The 18,027-nt window shown below is 47.9% G+C and carries 15 protein-coding genes; 8 read left to right on the top strand and 7 right to left on the bottom strand.

The genetic code is table 11. The features are described from left to right. Positions 1-6 precede the first annotated feature (6 nt). The 6 genes from BLW49_RS19470 to BLW49_RS19445 all read right to left on the bottom strand — a co-directional run bounded on the left by BLW49_RS19470 (position 7) and on the right by BLW49_RS19445 (position 9,277). Positions 7-2,073 (bottom strand): MMPL family transporter, encoded by a 2,067-nt coding sequence (locus BLW49_RS19470; protein WP_371264595.1) that lies wholly within the window; start codon positions 2,071-2,073, stop codon positions 7-9. A 284-nt stretch (positions 2,074-2,357) separates the two neighbouring features. Continuing rightward, on the bottom strand, positions 2,358-3,164 hold the full coding sequence (locus BLW49_RS19465; RefSeq protein WP_076312182.1) for a polysaccharide deacetylase family protein: 807 nt from the start codon (positions 3,162-3,164) through the stop codon (positions 2,358-2,360). A 162-nt stretch (positions 3,165-3,326) separates the two neighbouring features. Then, complete coding sequence (locus tag BLW49_RS19460; protein ID WP_090726295.1) at positions 3,327-4,472, bottom strand: mannitol-1-phosphate 5-dehydrogenase; 1,146 nt, start codon at positions 4,470-4,472, stop codon at positions 3,327-3,329. A 50-nt stretch (positions 4,473-4,522) separates the two neighbouring features. After that, positions 4,523-6,505, bottom strand: a complete 1,983-nt coding sequence (locus BLW49_RS19455; protein WP_090726294.1) for a PTS mannitol transporter subunit IICBA — start codon at positions 6,503-6,505, stop codon at positions 4,523-4,525. Beyond that, complete coding sequence (locus BLW49_RS19450) at positions 6,502-8,631, bottom strand: BglG family transcription antiterminator (protein ID WP_090726293.1); 2,130 nt, start codon at positions 8,629-8,631, stop codon at positions 6,502-6,504. Before BLW49_RS19450 ends, BLW49_RS19455 begins: the two co-directional genes overlap by 4 nt. A 328-nt stretch (positions 8,632-8,959) precedes the next feature. After that, positions 8,960-9,277: an antibiotic biosynthesis monooxygenase family protein gene (locus BLW49_RS19445; protein ID WP_076312178.1), complete on the bottom strand. Its 318-nt coding sequence runs from the start codon at positions 9,275-9,277 to the stop codon at positions 8,960-8,962. Between the two features lie 193 nt (positions 9,278-9,470). Between BLW49_RS19445 and BLW49_RS28890 the strand changes: the two genes are divergently transcribed. From BLW49_RS28890 to BLW49_RS19435, 3 genes are all read left to right on the top strand, one after another. After that, complete coding sequence (locus BLW49_RS28890; protein ID WP_177178782.1) at positions 9,471-9,608, top strand: hypothetical protein; 138 nt, start codon at positions 9,471-9,473, stop codon at positions 9,606-9,608. Between the two features lie 126 nt (positions 9,609-9,734). Then, the gene (locus tag BLW49_RS19440) at positions 9,735-9,920 is read left to right on the top strand and encodes a hypothetical protein (protein WP_090726291.1); all 186 of its coding nucleotides are present in this window, start codon (positions 9,735-9,737) and stop codon (positions 9,918-9,920) included. A 92-nt stretch (positions 9,921-10,012) separates the two neighbouring features. Then, positions 10,013-10,342, top strand: a complete 330-nt coding sequence (locus BLW49_RS19435; protein ID WP_090726289.1) for a hypothetical protein — start codon at positions 10,013-10,015, stop codon at positions 10,340-10,342. Between the two features lie 18 nt (positions 10,343-10,360). Here the strand turns inward: BLW49_RS19435 and BLW49_RS28885 are convergent, their stop codons facing one another. Further along, positions 10,361-10,522 (bottom strand): hypothetical protein, encoded by a 162-nt coding sequence (locus BLW49_RS28885; RefSeq protein WP_177178798.1) that lies wholly within the window; start codon positions 10,520-10,522, stop codon positions 10,361-10,363. A gap of 219 nt (positions 10,523-10,741) precedes the next feature. Between BLW49_RS28885 and BLW49_RS19430 the strand changes: the two genes are divergently transcribed. The 5 genes from BLW49_RS19430 (at position 10,742) to BLW49_RS19410 (ending at position 18,007) form a co-directional block, all read left to right on the top strand. After that, entirely contained in the window at positions 10,742-11,212 is a 471-nt protein-coding gene (locus tag BLW49_RS19430) for a GNAT family N-acetyltransferase (RefSeq protein ID WP_076312175.1), read from the top strand. Between the two features lie 375 nt (positions 11,213-11,587). Further along, positions 11,588-13,138, top strand: coding sequence for an acetate--CoA ligase (locus BLW49_RS19425; protein ID WP_256209844.1), 1,551 nt, complete (start codon positions 11,588-11,590; stop codon positions 13,136-13,138). A gap of 225 nt (positions 13,139-13,363) precedes the next feature. After that, positions 13,364-14,245, top strand: a complete 882-nt coding sequence (locus BLW49_RS19420) for an AraC family transcriptional regulator (protein ID WP_090726411.1) — start codon at positions 13,364-13,366, stop codon at positions 14,243-14,245. A gap of 161 nt (positions 14,246-14,406) precedes the next feature. Continuing rightward, on the top strand, positions 14,407-16,170 hold the full coding sequence (locus BLW49_RS19415) for an ABC transporter ATP-binding protein (RefSeq protein ID WP_090726284.1): 1,764 nt from the start codon (positions 14,407-14,409) through the stop codon (positions 16,168-16,170). Next, complete coding sequence (locus BLW49_RS19410; RefSeq protein ID WP_076312170.1) at positions 16,163-18,007, top strand: ABC transporter ATP-binding protein; 1,845 nt, start codon at positions 16,163-16,165, stop codon at positions 18,005-18,007. The genes BLW49_RS19415 and BLW49_RS19410 overlap by 8 nt, the downstream gene beginning before the upstream one ends. The last annotated feature ends 20 nt before the right edge of the window (positions 18,008-18,027 follow it).

Raw genomic sequence — 18,027 nt, 5'->3', positions numbered from 1 at the left:
CTGCGCTTAGGATGAGCGTTGCTGCATATCCTTATCTTTTTCAAAGAACAAGATTAAGGATGGCAGCAGCATACCTCTTACCAGAAACGTATCAATTAATATTCCAATCGCAACTATAAACCCGAACACAAAGAGATCGGCAATCGGCATCGTCGTCAGGGCGGCAAACGTTGCAGCCAATATGACACCTGCCGAGGAAATAACACCTCCGGTATTGCGAATGGCTACTTCAAGAGCATCTTTAACTTTCCGTGTTTTTCTCTCTTCGAGAAAGCGTGAAATCAAAATAATGTTATAGTCAATGCCGAGCGCCACCAGGAAAATAAACGCATAAACGGGAACCCGGGTACTGATTGCATCATATCCAAACAGCACATCCACCAGGAATAGACCAAGCCCCAGAGCAGACACATAAGAAATTAGAATGGTCGCTATCATGTAAATCGACATTTTTAATGAACGAGTTAATACGATGAGAAGTACCAGAATCAGAATGGTTTCCAGAATGACGACCCTAACGATATCACTATTGTTTGTAGTCCGTTCATCGACTAGTTTGGCTGTGACACCGCCGAAGTAAACGTCCCCCTGCAAGGATAATTCGTTAAGGATTGCTTCGGATTGGCTGCGAAGTTCTTCAACAAAGTCTATGGCCTCTGTAGAGTAGGGGTTCATCGTCAGAGCAACACTGAACTTGGCTGCCGTTGTATCCTCCGTGATGCCAGAAGTACGAACCGAGCTAATCTCTTCGTAGTTCTCCAACTTCCCTAGAAATTGATTGATCTGATCCTCAGACAGAGCAGCCTCGGATTCCAACAGAACTGTGGAAGGGGCAAGCTCGCCCTTGTTGAATTTCGATTCGACGATTTCATAGCCTACGCGTGAAGGCAAATCCTCGGGAAATTTCTTGACCGTGTCAAATTCATATCTCAGGTTAAACACATTCAGCGCCGTAATTACCATAAAGACAGCGACGATTCCGCCAATTAACAGCGGCTTGTTGACGACAAACTTGGCGATCGGGCCCCAAATGCCGTGCTTAATTTCTTGCTCCTGCCCGATTTTAGGAGCTCTAGGCCAGAAAGCTTTACGCCCGAACAGCGTAAACAAGGCAGGTACCAGGGTCACGGAAGCCAGCATAATGATAAACATGGCCAGCCCAAATACAGGCGCAAAGTTTTGATAATCGCGGAAATCCGTGAAAAATAGAATGAGCATAGCTGCGAGTACAGTGCCACCTGCAAAAAACACGGGTTCACCCGTGGCCCGCATGGCGTGCTGCATCGCCGTATATTTACTTTCATATTTGTTCAATTCCTCACGATAGCGCGAGAATACGAATAGCGAGTAGTCGATTACGGCCGCAAACAGCAGGATGCTCACGATCGAGGTCGTCGAGTTGTTAATTTCCAGCCCGGCTGCACCCATCAGAGCGATCGATTGATTCGCTACTTGATATACAATGACCGTAGCAAGCAGCGGAATGATGGCCAGAAGCGGAGAACGGTAAATGACAATCAGTAAAATAAGAATGATAAAAATTGTGGCAAGCAGCAGGACGAGGTCAGCCTGCTCAAACAGCTTGACGGTATCGCCGGCAATTCCGGCGGGGCCGGTGATATAAAACTTGGTGTCAAGATCTTTTGCAATTTCACTGCCGATTTCATAGGCTTCATCATTAATCTCTGAGTATTGGCTGTTGCCAAGTCCAGCCTCCAGGCTCATGGGAACAATCATGGTGGATCCGTCTTCCGAGGTGAAGCCTGACAGCGCCTGATCCGGCAATGCGCTGATATCGACAATGGAATCGACGCCTTCAATATTAGCCGAGATGATTCCACTCAGAATCTGCCTAACTTCATCAACGTCGATTCCCCCTGATTCGTTATGAAAAACGAGGATACCTGGGGCTCCTTGTTCATTAGGAAACGTTTCCGCTAATTTTTGCTCCGCTATGATGGATTGGGCTTCATCCGGGAGCGACTGGAAGTTGGTCACCTTGTATTCACTCAGCATAGGGCCTGCGCTTAAGCCAATCATGGCTACCAGCCAGACCACAATGGTAATCCACATCCCTCGTTTGGTCGAGACCCAGTCGGTGATGGGACTTAGTATTCTTCTCAACTGTAATTCCCCCTCCTATATTGATCGCTCTCACTCTAGCACAAGTAAATAAACTTAATATAAACTGCCGTACATAGAAGCTTGTGGTCGGTGCTTGGTAAGTCATGGAAGGAAGAGAAGAGGGAGGGGCCGATATTGTCATCGGCATGTCATTATTCCTTTATTTGAGGGGAGGAGGTTCAGAACGAGGTATAGCTTTGATGCGCATGGAGAAGAGGTCATTGGCTCAAATACTAGAATAGAGTTGTGATACTGCCGCCCTTGATCTCAACAGGCTGTTCGTCCAGCAGCACCCATACGCTAGAAGCAGAAGGATTATACACCAGATGCTGATCGGCCGAGAATCTTAAGCTCTTATATGCTTTCACATAATCCACAATTTCGATATTCGTGGCATACCAGATGTCCTCGCGTCCACCAATAAACTTGCTGAATTCTTCAATAACATACCAGTTATCCTGATCATCGAACTCATAGCTGTGGCCCCAGACGTACATCAGGTGGATGTTCTTCCGCGGTAGCGAAACGAACGTCTCTGCATGCTGCATCAGGTTCTGGTTATGGTGACAGGTCGCCTTCCATTCGAGAAAATTCTCCGGCAGCTGATAGCCTCCCGATGTCTGTACGACACGTGCATATTCAATGCCGAACACGGGGAGCATCTCGATAATTTCCTGACTATAGGAGCCGTTAGGATAGGACATGCCTCGGACAGGATAACCAAACAGCGCCTCGAGGTTTTTGCGGTCCTCCATGATCTCATAGAGCACCTGCTCTCTGGGACAGCGCGCAATAGATGGATGAGTCACGGTATGTACGGAGACTTCATGACCTTGATAGACTTCCAATGATTCGTTCTCTGTCAGACGGGCACGATATCTAGAATCACCAAACATTCCCGAATTAATATGAAAGGTACCTCTGATCCCATTCTCATTAAAAATAGCGGCTAATCGCCGATCCGAGAGGACACCGTCATCATAACTCATCGTTAGCGCTTTCAATTTACCTTCTGGATAACAGCTGAGAATCTTAGGCATGAATGAAATAAACCCCTTCCAATAATTGTAATACCGCCTCTTTCAACAGTTTACCATAGTTCAAAAGAAGCGAGATATGCAAAAATCAGTGGAGATCCAGCTGCGTAATCATAAAAATAACCCTCCTGAACCGCAGTTCAGAAGGGCGTTCCTAATAACAACTTAGTTGGTTTGTTCTAAATATTTCTTATGGATGGCCTGATGATCCTCACTGCCAGAAGCAATTCCCGTCACTTCTGTGATGGCAGCTTCAATTCCTTTGGACTTGATCAGACTTTGCAGTTCAAGCGATTGCGGGTCCTGCGGATTGTCATAATGAAAGGCCGCAGCAATGCCGGTCAGCAACCCCTCGTGCGGAAGCCCATATTCAATCGCCATGTTGGCTGGACCTACGAGACGGTCATTAGCACCTAACTTGCGCAGCGGTTCGCGTCCTACGCGGATGACTTCATCCCGAATATATGGGTTTTTGAAGCGGTTCTCGATTTTGTCGATGTATTTGTAATGCTCATCCTTATCAAACCCATGCTTCTTGATCAGAGCTTCGCCGCTTTCTTCCATCGCCTGGCGAACGACCGGACGGATTGCTTCGTGATTAATGCTCTCCTCAATCGTGTCTGTACCTGCCAGGAAACCGAGATAAGCGGTGATGGCATGCCCCGTGTTCAAGGTGAACAGCTTGCGCTGCACATAAGCCAGCAGATTGTCTGTCAGCTTCATTCCTGGAATGTGAGGTGTTTCCCCCTTGAGGGAAGGCTCTTCAACGATCCATTCATAGAAGGATTCCACGCCGACATCCAGTATGTTCTCTCCCTCATAAGGAGGGACGATCCGGTCTACGGAGCAGTTGGCAAAGCCGACATGCTCATCCGCATAAGCTCTTGCTTCAGCCGATAGATGCGTATACACCTGTTCCTTCAGATGACTCGTTGCACCCACCATATTTTCACAGGCAATAATATTGAGTGTGCCTTGTCCAGAAGCACGGCGCGCTTCAATACCAGCAGCCAAGGTTGAGGCAATCATCTTCAGCACATTAGGACCTACCGCAGTCGTAATGATGTCGGCTTCTTCTATTGTGTTTACGATGTCTGGTCCATTGGACAATACGCCGGATACATTGGTAATCGTCTCTTGTCTTTGCTCCAGATCTAGGATGTGGATCTGATAGCTCTTCTTGTTGTTCAGTTCATTGATCATTTCTTCGTTAATATCGGCAAAAACGACATGATAATCTGCCTGGGAGAGAAGGGCGCCGATAAAGCCGCGCCCGATATTACCTGCCCCAAATTGTATTGCTTTTTTCATTGTTATTCCCGCCTTTATATGAAGATTGCGTTTCTGTAAGTCTTATACCCTTATACCCCGAAAGTGTTATACAGTTCGTCTGGATCTGTAACTTTGGCCAGTCTTGTCACGGTAGATTCATCCTCGATAGCCTCCGCAATTTTGGTGAGAATCTGCAGATGCTCACGGCCTGCTCCAGCAATACCGATGACGAGATATGCCGTGCCGCCTTCGAATTCGACACCTTCTGGATACTGATGGATGACGATTCCGCTCGTCTTGATTTCCTTCTTCGCCTCACCTACACCGTGAGGGATAGCTACACCATTGCCAATATAGGTCGTTGCTACACCTTCCCGTTCAATCATGGCATCCACGTAATGCGGCTGTACATATCCGGCGGATACAAGGGATTCACCCGCACGGCGGATTGCATCCTCTTTGCTCACAGATGGAAGCTGAAGAACGATATTCTCTTTGCGAAGCACTCCGCTGCCATCGGTTTCGCCGTTATTCTCTGTGTTCACGGCATTCTCAGGGAAAGTCTTATCCAGACTTTCTGTTACATCCTCCTGTGCGTATTCCGGAACAGGGGAAGTTTCAGGCCGTTCTGCCTTTGCTTTCAATTCTTCAATCAGCTTATCGTAAATCGGATTGTTAACAAAATTATCAATCGATACGTGTACTGCATTTGGAGCCTTAGCCTTCGCTCTCGGTGTTAAATTTTGCTGCGTGACGACAAGGTCTGCATCTTGCGGAATATTTTCGATAGCCGTGTTGGTAACCTCAATGGGAAGACCTGCATTCTTCACCTTCTTACGGAACGAAGTAGCGCCCATTGCGCTTGATCCCATACCTGCATCACATGCAAAAATGATTTTGTTGATTTGTGCTTTATTATTCAAATCAGCTGTATCCGTTGTGTGATTCGTGCTGATGCCTTTGCTGCTGTTCTTCAGATCCGATACCGCTTCCTTTGCCTTGTCGAGATCCTCATCTGTCGCAGCAGATCTGCGAAGGAAGAGGGAAGAGAGCAGGAAGGATACGACAGCAGCTACAAGCACACCGGCGATAACCGGAATGTAGCCGCCTTTTGGAGACATGAGCATAAGAGCAATGATACTGCCGGGTGAAGCTGCAGCAATCAGACCTGCATCAAGCAGGCTGAAGGTAAATACCCCTGCCATACCGGATACGATGACAGATACAAACATAATGGGCTTCATCAGGACATACGGGAAGTACACTTCATGGATACCGCCAAAGAAATGAATGATGGCTGCACCTGGTGCAGAGCCTTTGATGGAGCCCTTGCCAAAGATCGAGTAGGCCAGTAGAAGACCAAGACCAGGGCCTGGATTCGCTTCGAGCAGGAACATGATCGATTTGCCGAACTCACCCGCCTGCTGAATTCCAATCGGGCTGAGTATGCCATGGTTAATCGCGTTGTTCAAGAACAGGATTTTGGCCGGCTCGATAAAGATCGATGCGAGCGGGAGCAATCCCCAGCCCAGAATAGCATCCACTCCGGATGCCAGCAGATCAGTAAAGGCGGATACCACAGGACCAACGCCGTAGAATCCGGCAATGGCCAGCAGCATACCGATAATTCCTGCGGAGAAGTTATTGACGAGCATTTCGAATCCGGAAGGAGTCTTGCTGCCAATATACTTGTCAAATTGCTTAATAACATAACCGGCGAGCGGGCCCATAATCATGGCACCGATGAACATCGGGATGTCTGCACCGACAATAACCCCCATCGCTGCAATGGCACCAAGCACACCGCCGCGATGATCATGGATTGCTTTACCGCCGCTGTAGGCAATTAGCAGAGGAAGCAGGTATTTAATCATGGGATCTACGAGAGAAGCCAGATCTTCATTAGGCAGATATCCGGCTTCAATGAAGAGTGCCGTCAGGAAGCCCCAGGCAATAAATGCACCGATATTCGGCATGACCATGGCGCTGAGGAACCGGCCGAACTTCTGTGTGGCCTGCTTGACTCCTCCGGTCTTCTTCGGAGCCGGAGCGCTTTGTTCGAGCGTACTCATAATTGTTCTACCTCCATTGTATATTGTTCTATTTTTCGTAAATACAGGTCTTTCATAATGCCCTGGATATCCAGGCTTAATGCTGCCGATGTGCCGTCTGTCAGGCGGGCGGCAAAGCCGGGACGGTCAATCAGTGACTTGCTGACTTCACTGGCTGCCTCAAGGTAGGTTCGGTCACTGCCGCGCGGAGCGAGCAGTACGATGGCTGCAGACAACCGAGCCTCCTTATCCGCACCGTACGTGATCGGCTCCGTGAATCGGAGAACGCTCAGCGCCAGCTTCGAAATGACAGTGGAGCGGCAATGAAGAAGGAAGATGCCTTCCTGGGACAGAATCGTCTCGCCGAGCTTCTCTCTCTCTTGCAGCTCTTGAATTAACTGGGACGTTCCGGCTTCATCCTTGGCATAATTCCCGGCGATTCTCTCAATTAGCTCATCAATCGAACCAAAGTGAGCTCCATCCTGGATCACAAGGTTATTCAGAAGGTCCTGAATGCCTTCAATCAGCCTTTTTTGCTTCTGCAGTGATTCAGCAAGTGAACCCGAGGTTTCCTTACTCAGCGGTACCCGGTCCGTATGTGGAGATGTATCCTCAAGCATGGCTCTGACTTTCTCGATGTCTCTTTCACCAAGCAAGGGGGACACGCGCACGACGGGCAGCCGGCTGACGAGATCCACTGTTGAGATGATGAGGTCAACCTGATCTTCATAGCTTTCCGTTTCAGCAGCAGATACCACAGCAGCAATGTGAAGCGTCGGAAATTCCTTGCGGATTCGGGTTTGGAGCAGACTGGAAGTCCCAATCCCGCTTGCACAGACAACCAATACCTGAACAGAATTTTTCATGTATTTGGCTTCCGCATATTCCAGCATGGCTCCAAGATGGAGCGCAATATAGCCAATTTCGGCATCTGGTATGGGCAGCCCGACATATTCTTCAAGTACCTTGGAGCAATTACGTGCAATATCGTATACACTTGCGTATTGCTCTTTAATCTGTCTAAGCAGGGGGTTACGTATATCCAGACCCAGCTTTAGCCGTTCAACAGCGGGACCGAGATGATTAATGAAGCCAAAGAAGAGGCGGCTGTTGCTCTTCAGCTCAAGACCTGTGAGAGCCTCGGCCTTTTTCAGGATATCTCGTGCCAGCCGTACCAGCTCAAAGCTGACATTTTCATAATCCGCTTCCTTTTCGGCATCGAGCTTAATCTCCGCACCCTTTAAATGCATCGTAATATAGCCGGTCTCATCCTCGGGAATCGAGAGGGAAAAAGCATCCTCAAGCCGATTCACCAGCATTTGAGCAGCCTTGAATGAAGGATGACGCTTCAATTCATGAAGCACCTGAGACGGAATGGTAATCCGTTGACCTGATCTCATTCGTTCAATCGCAAGTGCCAGATGGACGGCTAGGCCGATAAAGGCGCTGTCGGTCAGCTTCAATTGCATATGCTGCTCCAGCTCGGTCAAATATCTCTCAAGCTGCACAATCGTGCTCTCCTCAACCAGGTTTAGGAGACGATTTCGAATATGAGACTGCACTTTACTCAGATTGTCTTCACTTTCTTTATCCCGATCCCTGATGAGATGAATTAATTCATATTCGTCCAAATGCTCATGCAGCAGGTGGATTAAGGCAGTACGGACGTCTTTTTCATTGCCCTGAACGTATACGCCGTATCCCGGTTTACGTATGAGCTCCATACGGAAGCTGCTGAGCCATTCCTCAATCCGATCCAGATCATTGCTCAGTGTGCCTTCCGTTACTTTGAACCTGGAAGCAAAGGCATACAGCTTAATAGGCTCAGAAGCAAGGAGCAGCTCCGATATAATAAAATAGCGGCGTTCCTCTCTTGAGAAGGAAGGACTTACCGATATCGAATCCATCTCCGTCTCAAGTGCAGCTAAAGTATTGCTGTCTCCCTCGATCATAAGCCCGTAGCCCGGTTTACGTGTCAGGGTTACTCCTTGCTTATCCAGCCACTCTTCAGTAAGGGGCAGCTCGCGTTTAATCGTTCGTTCACTGACATCAAGTGCATCCGACAGTTCACGGACAGTGGTATAACGGCCGGGTGAAGCTAGAAGAAACCTTACGATGAGCACGGTTCGCTTACTGGGCTTCTTCATATCTTCACGCTCCTTTTCTGTTTACTGCAGCTGATGCAGACGATTACCCTATTTTGTAAACGGTATCATTAACTGACTGGAAATATAAATGCAGAGCTAGCTAAGCTGCTAACTCAAATTTTAAGGAAAGATTATCTTAATATCAAAGAAAAGATGGCCTGTTTTGTCCTCTAGTCACAAGGGCCATCTTTAAATAGTATTCTTTGATTCACATAAAACATTCATTCAGAAGCTTAGTATGAGAGTTTAGGGAAGAGTATATTAAGATATTACGAAGATGAGGAGTTTTTGAATCAGAAGATGTTATTCTATGTATGGAATCAGCGTGCTACATTTCAAAAAAACGATCCCTTTCCACTAAGGCCACACGGAGCGAGAAGGAGCGATACCATTCCTTTTTGCCGCGTTCCTGTGCGATCTGATGCGCCGAATGCTCTTTCCAGGTACGAATGGATTCGAGATCCTTCCAATAGGATACGGTGATTCCCAGCTCTTCATCACGGGCCGATTCAACACCAAGAAAGCCGGGTTGACGTGAAGCAAGCTCTACCATCTTGTCAGCCATAATGCCGTACCCGTTATCCCCTTCTGTACGCTTGGAGGAGAAAATGACGGCATAGTAAGGCGGTTGAAACGGTGTGTTCATGATTTCAATGCTCCTTTTTATGTAAAATTTTTATATCACATTCCTATAAAGCATTTCTATGTAACAATCAATAGCATACAACATTCTATTCTATTCAGCGATAGGAGCAAGCTGTTCTTTTTGACATAGGCAAGACCGCGTAACAAATGATAAAAATAATGGCATTACATCTTTAATGGAGGAGGATTTACATTTGGATATGAGTTCTGTTCGATCAATCTGCCCTGTCTGCGGCGGAGAATTAAAAATATTGAAGCACAGCATCTCTTGTAAATGCGGCAGCCGGATGAAAGGAATCGTAGGAAAAGCGCGGAGACAGAAGGTAGGTTAATTAGAAGGTAGGTCAATAATAATGAAGAAGAAGGCACGGAGGCACTCATAGGGTTATGAGAGCCTTTTTTGTCATTTAATATGGTATAATTTGGATATAATTCCAAAATGAAAAGAGGCTGCTGCCGTGTCTGAAGAAGAACAAGAGCGACTGAGAGAGATATATGGACTGGAAAAGCCAGTCCCGACTAACGATTCGATAGTATCCTTTATAGGGGATCTAGGAGCAAGCCTCTCAATGGTGGATCTGAATTTGACTGCGTGGGCACAGTATATCAAGCATATGTTCACCTTGCTGTTCTTCATCTTATAGTGCTCTGTGTTCTTTGTTTTAGTTACACACGGGTTTCTGCTAGAATAGATTCGACTACATAAGTATGAAGACAGAATGGATGAACTCATTTGATGTTAAAAAGAAAATGCACCGCAGTATTTATGACACTTCTATTATCCGCTTCCCTTGCATCGGGTGTTCATGCAGATGCATATGGAGCGGATCAGACCCAGGCAGTTTCTGTATCAGCTGATCAATCGACCAAAGGCCCGTTAGGTCTTGAAGAAAGTGAAATGTCGAAGGAAATTCAGCAGAGATTAAAAGAAACGTATGAGGTTGATCCTCCTGCTCCCGAGCTTCCTAAATTTACAGGTGATTTTGGATTCAGCATTAATCTGTCTGAATTCGATCCCTCCGTGTTTGTTCGCTGGATGATGATTATGCTGACAATTGCTTTCTAGAGAATTCATCTAAGAAAGTTAGTCTTCAGCTGTATCCTTATCCTTCGCTGACTCATAAGCAATAAGGGTAATCGGCGCCCCGTGCTGTTCTGTAAGCAGCTGCTCAGTGCGTTGAATCAGTTCAACAGCCTCCGATTGATCATTCAGCTCAGCAAATTTGTAGCTGTCTTTGTTCTTCATTATCTTCCCTTCCTTCTTCGGTGTTTGTTGTATCATGGTTTGTGAAACGACCACACATTATGCATATGGACCTTTTTAATAAGTGATGAAATGGATTCGAAACAGCAAGATTTTGAAAATATTGAGCGAATTAGCTCAAGCATTTGCAGGCGGATCTCCTTTATACTCTAGGTAGCACATAATTCTGTTCCATAGGAACAGACGATTAGGGAGGATACTATGCCGGATATGCTCGTTAAGCTGTATGATTTGCCTGAGGTGGAAGGGAGAGCCAGCTATGAGGGGCGAACAGGAGTCACCATCCGCCGGGCAATTGCACCGGAGAAGCATGTTGTAAGTGAATGGGTCGGAGCCCATTTTGGAAAAGGCTGGGTAAGTGAATGCGAGGTTGCATTTGCCAGATCACCGATCACATGTCTTATTGCTGTCGAGAACGGCAAGCTGCTTGGATTTGCGTGTTACGATGCAACGGTTAAGGGTTTCTTTGGACCAACTGGAGTTGATGAGCATGAACGTGGGCGCGGAATCGGCAAAATGCTGCTGCTCTATGCTCTTGACTACATGAAGCAGGATGGATATGGCTATGCGGTGATCGGAGGAGCAGGACCCGTCGATTTCTATGCCAAAACTACGGGAGCCACTGTTATTGAAGGCTCAGTACCCGGTGTATATAAGGGAATGCTATCCTAGCAGTGGATGCTCCTGTGTACATACATATGATCTAAGTTCATACACCTTGTGCTCAAGCTCGGTACTCCGGGGTTGGGAGCAGGGTGTTTTTATTTTGACGAAAGCCTGGTCCTAAGACCAGAAATTAGCGAATACCGCCTCTTCCTGCTCCTTGGTCTTAGTATCCAGATTAAGGAAGAGGGACAACTGCAAAATACGGTAGTCCAGAGTGAACCAATAGAAGGTATCATACAATAATTCCCATCTCAATCCTCGGCAAGGGGTAAAAGGATTAGCACCTGGTACTAGGACATGTTATAATAATCCAAACACATGGTCACGAAGGAGAAGATGAACGTGAATTATGAACATTGGGTTGCCCCTGAACTATATAATATGACTTCGGAAATGGAACAGCATCGTGAGGATAAGATTGCACTCAAATGCTTAGATGAGCATGGACAATATGAAGAGATTACATATGGCGCGCTGATCAAGAAGGCGAATCAGATTGCCGGAGGACTTGAGAAACTGGGTCTGACGAAGGGGGATCGCGTTCTGGTCATGGTACCTCGAAGAGTCATCGCCTATGCGATTTATATTGCTTGTCTCAAGCTGGGTCTCGTTATCATCCCTTCGTCGGAAATGCTGCGAGCGAAGGACCTGTCTTACCGTCTGGAGCACTCCAAGGCTCGGGCTGTTATTGCATGGTCTACGGTAACAGATGAAGTGAATCGGATCGAAGAGCCGCTGCCTGGGCTTGATTTCCGCATTGCTGTCTCGGCTGAGGGAGGAGAGCAGCAAGAGGGCTGGTCCATGCTGAGCCAGCTGATGGAGAATCAGCCTGAAATGCGTCCAGCCGTGGAAACACACCGGGATGACATTGCAATTCTGACTTATACCTCCGGTACGACGGGCAACCCCAAAGGGGTTGTGCATACACACGGCTGGGGTTATGCCCATCTGCGTATCACGTCCCCTTGGCTGGATATTCAGCCAGAAGACACGGTGTGGGCAACCGCGGCACCGGGATGGCAGAAGTGGATCTGGAGTCCATTCCTATCTGTACTCGGTCATGGAGCAACCGGCTTTGTATTCAGCGGCTCCTTTGATTCTTCCCATTATCTCAGACTGCTGCAGGAATACCGGATTAATGTCCTCTGTTGTACACCAACGGAGTACCGATTGATGGCCAAATCCGATGGTTTGGAGCAATATGACTTGTCTGCTCTCCGCAGTGCGGTATCGGCGGGTGAACCGCTGAATCTGGAAGTCATCAGCACCTTTGAACGATACTTCAACATAACGATTCGCGACGGTTACGGACAGACAGAGAGCACGCTGCTCATCGGGAATCTGAAGGGGATGCCATTCCGCAAGGGTGCGATGGGGCAATCGATCTCGCCGGGGCTCGTGCAAGTGGTGGACGATGAAGGTCAGCCGGTGGCACGAGGCACGGTTGGAAATATCGCGGTTCATATTGAAATGCCTGCCTTGTTCCGCAGCTACTATCTGGATCCGGAACGCAAGCCGGCCAATACTCTCGGAGAGTACTTCATCACCGGCGACCGGGCTAGCCTTGATGAGGACGGTTATTTCTGGTTTGAAGGCCGCGGTGATGACATTATTATCAGCTCAGGCTATACGATTGGTCCATTCGAGGTAGAGGAAGCCTTGATGAAGCACACAGCCGTGAAGGAGTGCGCGGCGGTAGCGAGTCCAGATGAAACCCGCGGGAATATTGTCAAAGCCTTTGTCGTATTGAAGGATGGTGTGGAAGGCTCAGATGCGCTTGTTAAGGAGCTGCAGCAGCATGTGAAGAGCATTACCGCTCCATACAAATATCCGCGCCGGATTGAGTTTATCTCAGATCTTCCCAAGACAAGCTCAGGTAAGATTCGCCGGATCGAGCTGAGAGAACTGGAGAAGCAAAGAGCGCAGAAGTAATGGCTGCTGCTGAATCTGTAGCATACTTAGTACCCTAGTGCTGATTTTCCAGCAATAGGCGATCCCTCAGGGTTCAATAGGAGCTGTCCAAACGATGATTCGCTTGGACAGCTTTTTTGCTAAGATAAGGTTGAAGCAGACCCTGCACAATGCGTGCAGCATAAGTCGAGAGAGTCTCTCTATGTTCCTGTTAATCTAAATGCGAAGGAGGAAGCCAGTGTGGGTATGGATTTTCTTGCAGGCATGAACTGTGCAATGGAATATATGGAAGAACATTTATTGGATGAGCTGGATTATAAACAGGCAGCAAGGGCAGCGGGCTGCTCTGAATATCATTTTAAGCGGATGTTTTCCTTTCTCGCCGGACTTCCGATCTCTGAATATATTCGGCGCAGAAGACTGACGCTGGCAGGGCAGGAATTAATGGAGGCAAAGCCGGGGCTCAGAATTATTGATGTAGCGCTCAAATACGGATATAACTCGCCAGATTCATTCACTCGTGCTTTTCACAGCATGCATGGCATACTGCCGTCGGAAGTCCTCCATACCGGAAAAAATCTCAAAGCCTATCCCAAGCTGAGCTTCTACTTGTCAATTAGAGGAGGAGAAGAAATGAATTATCGAATTGTAGAGAAAGAGGCTTTTCGCATTGTCGGGCTGTATAAGCGGGTTCCTATCGTCTTTCACGGAGTGAATCCAGAGATTGCTTCCATGTGGAGCCAGCTTAATGAACAGCGAATAACAGAGCTTAAGGCATTATCGAGCATAGAGCCTGCAGGTTTAATTAGTGCCTCCACGAGATTCTCCGAGGGAAGAATGGAGGAGCAGGGAGAGCTGGATCATTATATTGGAGCAGCCACAACACTCGCACCGCCTTCGCACTATCATGTGCTTGAAGTACCTGCCCTGACGTGGGCTGTGTTTGAAGCGGTGGGTAATTTCCCGGATAAGCTGCAGGAGGTTTGGGGCCGAATCTATGCAGACTGGTTCCCTTCTTCTAATTATGAAGCAGCGCCAGGACCCGAGATGCTGTGGAATGAGAGCAAGGATACCTCCTTGCCGAATTATCGGAGTGAGATCTGGATTCCTGTTGTAAAAAAACCGTAAATCAACCGAATGGATGAATTCGTGCACAGGAATAACCGCACCCTACGTAGGGGTGCGGTTATTTTTTTACTGATAGAGAGGTAGAGAACAATCAATCTACGTTATAATATACATATGAGTGTATTTTTGGGAGTAATCAGTGAATCATCGGAGGAATGTACATGGCTCTAATATTCAGTTATTTGCGGAAGTACAAGGTAGCGGCAATTGCAGCACTATTCATGCTGCTGCTTGAGCTTATGGTTGAGCTGATTCAGCCCTATCTGATCCAGAAGATTATCGATGACGGTATTCAGCAGGAGAATCTCTCTGTGGTGTGGACGTGGGGAGGTGTGCTGCTGATCAGTGCCTTCATTGCATTTGCTGCTGGGATCTCAAGCTCGTTTTATGCTGCCCATGCAAGCCAAGGCTTTGGAGCCGATCTTAGGGAATCGCTGTACAAGAAGGTTCAGTCGTTCTCTTACGCTGTATTCAACCGGTTCGCTACCTCTTCGCTGATTATCCGGCTGACAGGGGATATCACCCAGCTTCAGGACACGGTGTTTATGGGGCTGCGGTTTGCGACCCGTGTTCCGCTTGTCGTGATCGGAAGCGTTATCATGGCACTGGTTGTCAACGTGAAGCTGGGATTATTTCTGGCGGTTACGGTGCCTGTGCTGCTGCTGTTCATTTTTTACATTATGAAGAAAGTATCCCTCATGTTCCGTACCGTTCAGAAGAGATTGGATGAAGTCAATGGCGTCGCACAGGAAAATTTGATCGGCATTCGTTTAATCCGGGTGTTCGTCCGCATGGGCCATGAGATTGAACGATTCGGACGCTCGATTCGCCATTTGATGAATTCAACGATGGCGGCCCAGCGTTTCGCAGAAACGACGATGCCATTCATTATGCTTGTTATGAATGCAAGCATTCTGACCATTCTATGGTTCGGGAGAAATGATATTAACATCACGGGTGATGCGACAATGGGAGAGGTTGTAGCGGTCGTCAATTATGCGGTAAGAACGATGGGCTCCTTATCCATGCTCTCATGGATCGTCGCAACATTATCACGGGCAAGTGCATCGCGACACCGGGTTAGTGAAGTGCTTGATACGGATCAGGCTGGGTTCGATTCTGTTCAGGCAGCGGAAGGAAGCAGTGCTGCTAAAATAACAACAGAAGGCAAGAACTCTGCCGTTAAACAGAGTGTGCAATACGAGCAGGTAAGCTTCAGTTATCCGGGAAGCGACCTTCATGTGCTGGAGAACGTGTCCTTCGAAGCGAAGGCTGGAGAGCGTATTGCGATTATGGGAGCAACCGGCTCAGGCAAGACTTCTCTTGTACAGCTGCTCCTTCGTTTATATGATCCGGATGAAGGAATAATCCGCATTGACGGGAAGAATGTACAGCAATATCCGGTGGACGATCTGCGCGGCTTTATCGGTTATGTTCCCCAGGAAGCCGTACTCTTTACAGGTAGTGTCAAGGAAAATATTGCTTGGGGAAATCCGCAGGCCAGTGATGAAGAAGTGAAGGAGGCTGCGCGCAAAGCCCAGATCCATCACACGATTGAGTCGCTCACGAACGGCTATGATACGATGCTTGGCCAGCGTGGAGTCAACTTGTCGGGTGGGCAGAAGCAGCGCTTGTCCATTGCAAGAGCTCTTGTCCGGAATCCACAAATTTTAATACTGGATGACAGTACAAGTGCACTCGATGTCAAGACAGAGGCAGCACTACTTAACGAGCTGTCGGAGCTGTCATGCACGACATTTCTAATTACGCAGAAGATTTCATCAACCTTGTCGTCGGATCTGATTCTGCTGCTGGATGAAGGAAGATTGATCGCACAAGGGACACATCAGGAGCTTCTGCAGGATTCGGAATTGTATAGACGGATATACGAATCCCAATTTGGACAGGAGGCTAAGCATGCTTAAACAACTGGTTGAACCTTTTCGACAGCCGCCTTCCGAGGTGCTCAGGAACAAAGCAGGGCTCGGAAAGGGAGCGGCTAAGAAGACCGCCAAGGCCAAGGATTGGTCCTGGACGCTAAAACGAATATGGTCCTATCTTGCGAAGAGACGGCTTAAGCTTACTCTGGTTCTATTTATGGTCGTTCTTACTTCAGCTCTTGCCCTGCTGGGCCCCTATCTGATTGGTGTTGCCATCGATACTTATCTTGTCGGAGAGTCGGGTCAAGATTGGATTTACTTCCTCTGTGCGCTAGGGGCAGTGTATCTGCTGCATCCGATCTTTGCCTTTCTACAAAGCATATGGATGATTGAGGTCGCACAGGAAACGGTCTATCGTATGCGGTTTGATCTATTCACCCATTTGCACCGGCTGCCAATTCCGTTCTTCGGCAAACGGCAGCAAGGGGAGATTATGAGCCGGCTCACGAACGATATTGAGAATGTCAGCGCTACGCTGAATGGGTCCATTATTCAGGTGACTTCAAGTATCCTTACGCTGGTGGGAGTAGTGACCGTGATGCTGACACTCAGCCCGCTGCTTACTTTGCTTACATTTATCGTGATTCCGCTGATGGTGCTCGGCATGCGCTGGATTACCCGTCGTACGGGACCTTTATTCAAGGAACGTCAGAAGAATCTGGGTGATCTGAACGGTTACATAGAGGAGACGTTATCGGGCCAGAGAATTATCAAAGCTTTCTCTCAAGAAGAACGAGTGATTAACTCCTTCCAGGAGAAAAATGATAAGATCAGACTCTCAGGCTTCTGGGCGCAGACGATATCAGGGTTTATTCCGAAGCTGATGAACAGCCTGAACAATCTGAGCTTTGCGATCATTGCCGGAATCGGCGGCATCATGGTCATTAACGATATGATAACCATCGGTGTAATCATTATCTTTGCAGAGTATGCACGCCAGTTTACCCGACCGCTTAATGATCTCGCGAATCAGTGGAATACCGTTCTGTCTGCCATTGCAGGGGCCGAGCGTGTATTTGAGGTCATGGATGAGGATGAGGAGATGAAGGATGAGATCGGTGCAGAGAAGCTGAATCATGTCGAAGGGGCGGTCAGATTTGAGCAAGTGTCCTTTGGTTATGAGGAAAAAGGGGCAACACTACAGGACATATCCTTCTCTGCCAAGCCGGGAGAGATGGTTGCGCTTGTGGGGCCAACCGGTGCTGGCAAAACCACACTGATCCAGCTGATCTCGAGATTCTACAATCCCGATCAAGGGCAGATCTCTGTTGATGGACAGGATGTAACCAAGATATCGCGTGAGAGCCTTCGTTCTCATATGTCCTTTGTGCTCCAGGAATCCTTCTTGTTTGAAGGAACGATAAGGGAAAATATTCGTTATGGCCGGCTGAGTGCGACCGATGAAGAGGTGGAGGAAGCTGCCAAGCTGGCGAATGCGCATTCCTTTATTACTCGGCTTAAAAAGGGCTACGATCAAGTGCTGAGCGCAGACGGCAGCGGCATCAGCCAAGGACAGAAGCAGCTGCTTGCCATCGCCCGTGCCATGCTTGCGAATCCGGCAATTATTGTACTCGATGAAGCGACGAGCAGTATTGATACGGTGACGGAGATCAAAATTCAGGAAGGTCTTGCAAGGCTCATGAAAGGGCGAACCAGCTTTGTTATTGCCCATCGCTTAAATACAATTCGGCAGGCGGACAAGATATTGGTGCTGAAGGATGGACGCTTGATTGAGCAGGGCTCGCATGATGAGCTTCTTGCTGCAGAAGGATTTTACAGTGATTTGTTTCACAGTCAGATCAAGAAAGAGGCCATGACATAGATCGATTGGATAAAAAATGA

This window comes from Paenibacillus sp. PDC88, from assembly GCF_900106725.1.
In the GTDB taxonomy this organism is placed as follows: domain Bacteria; phylum Bacillota; class Bacilli; order Paenibacillales; family Paenibacillaceae; genus Paenibacillus; species Paenibacillus shunpengii.
The sequence above is the reverse complement of the archived record's forward strand: the minus strand, read 5'-3'. Positions and strand labels throughout refer to the sequence as shown.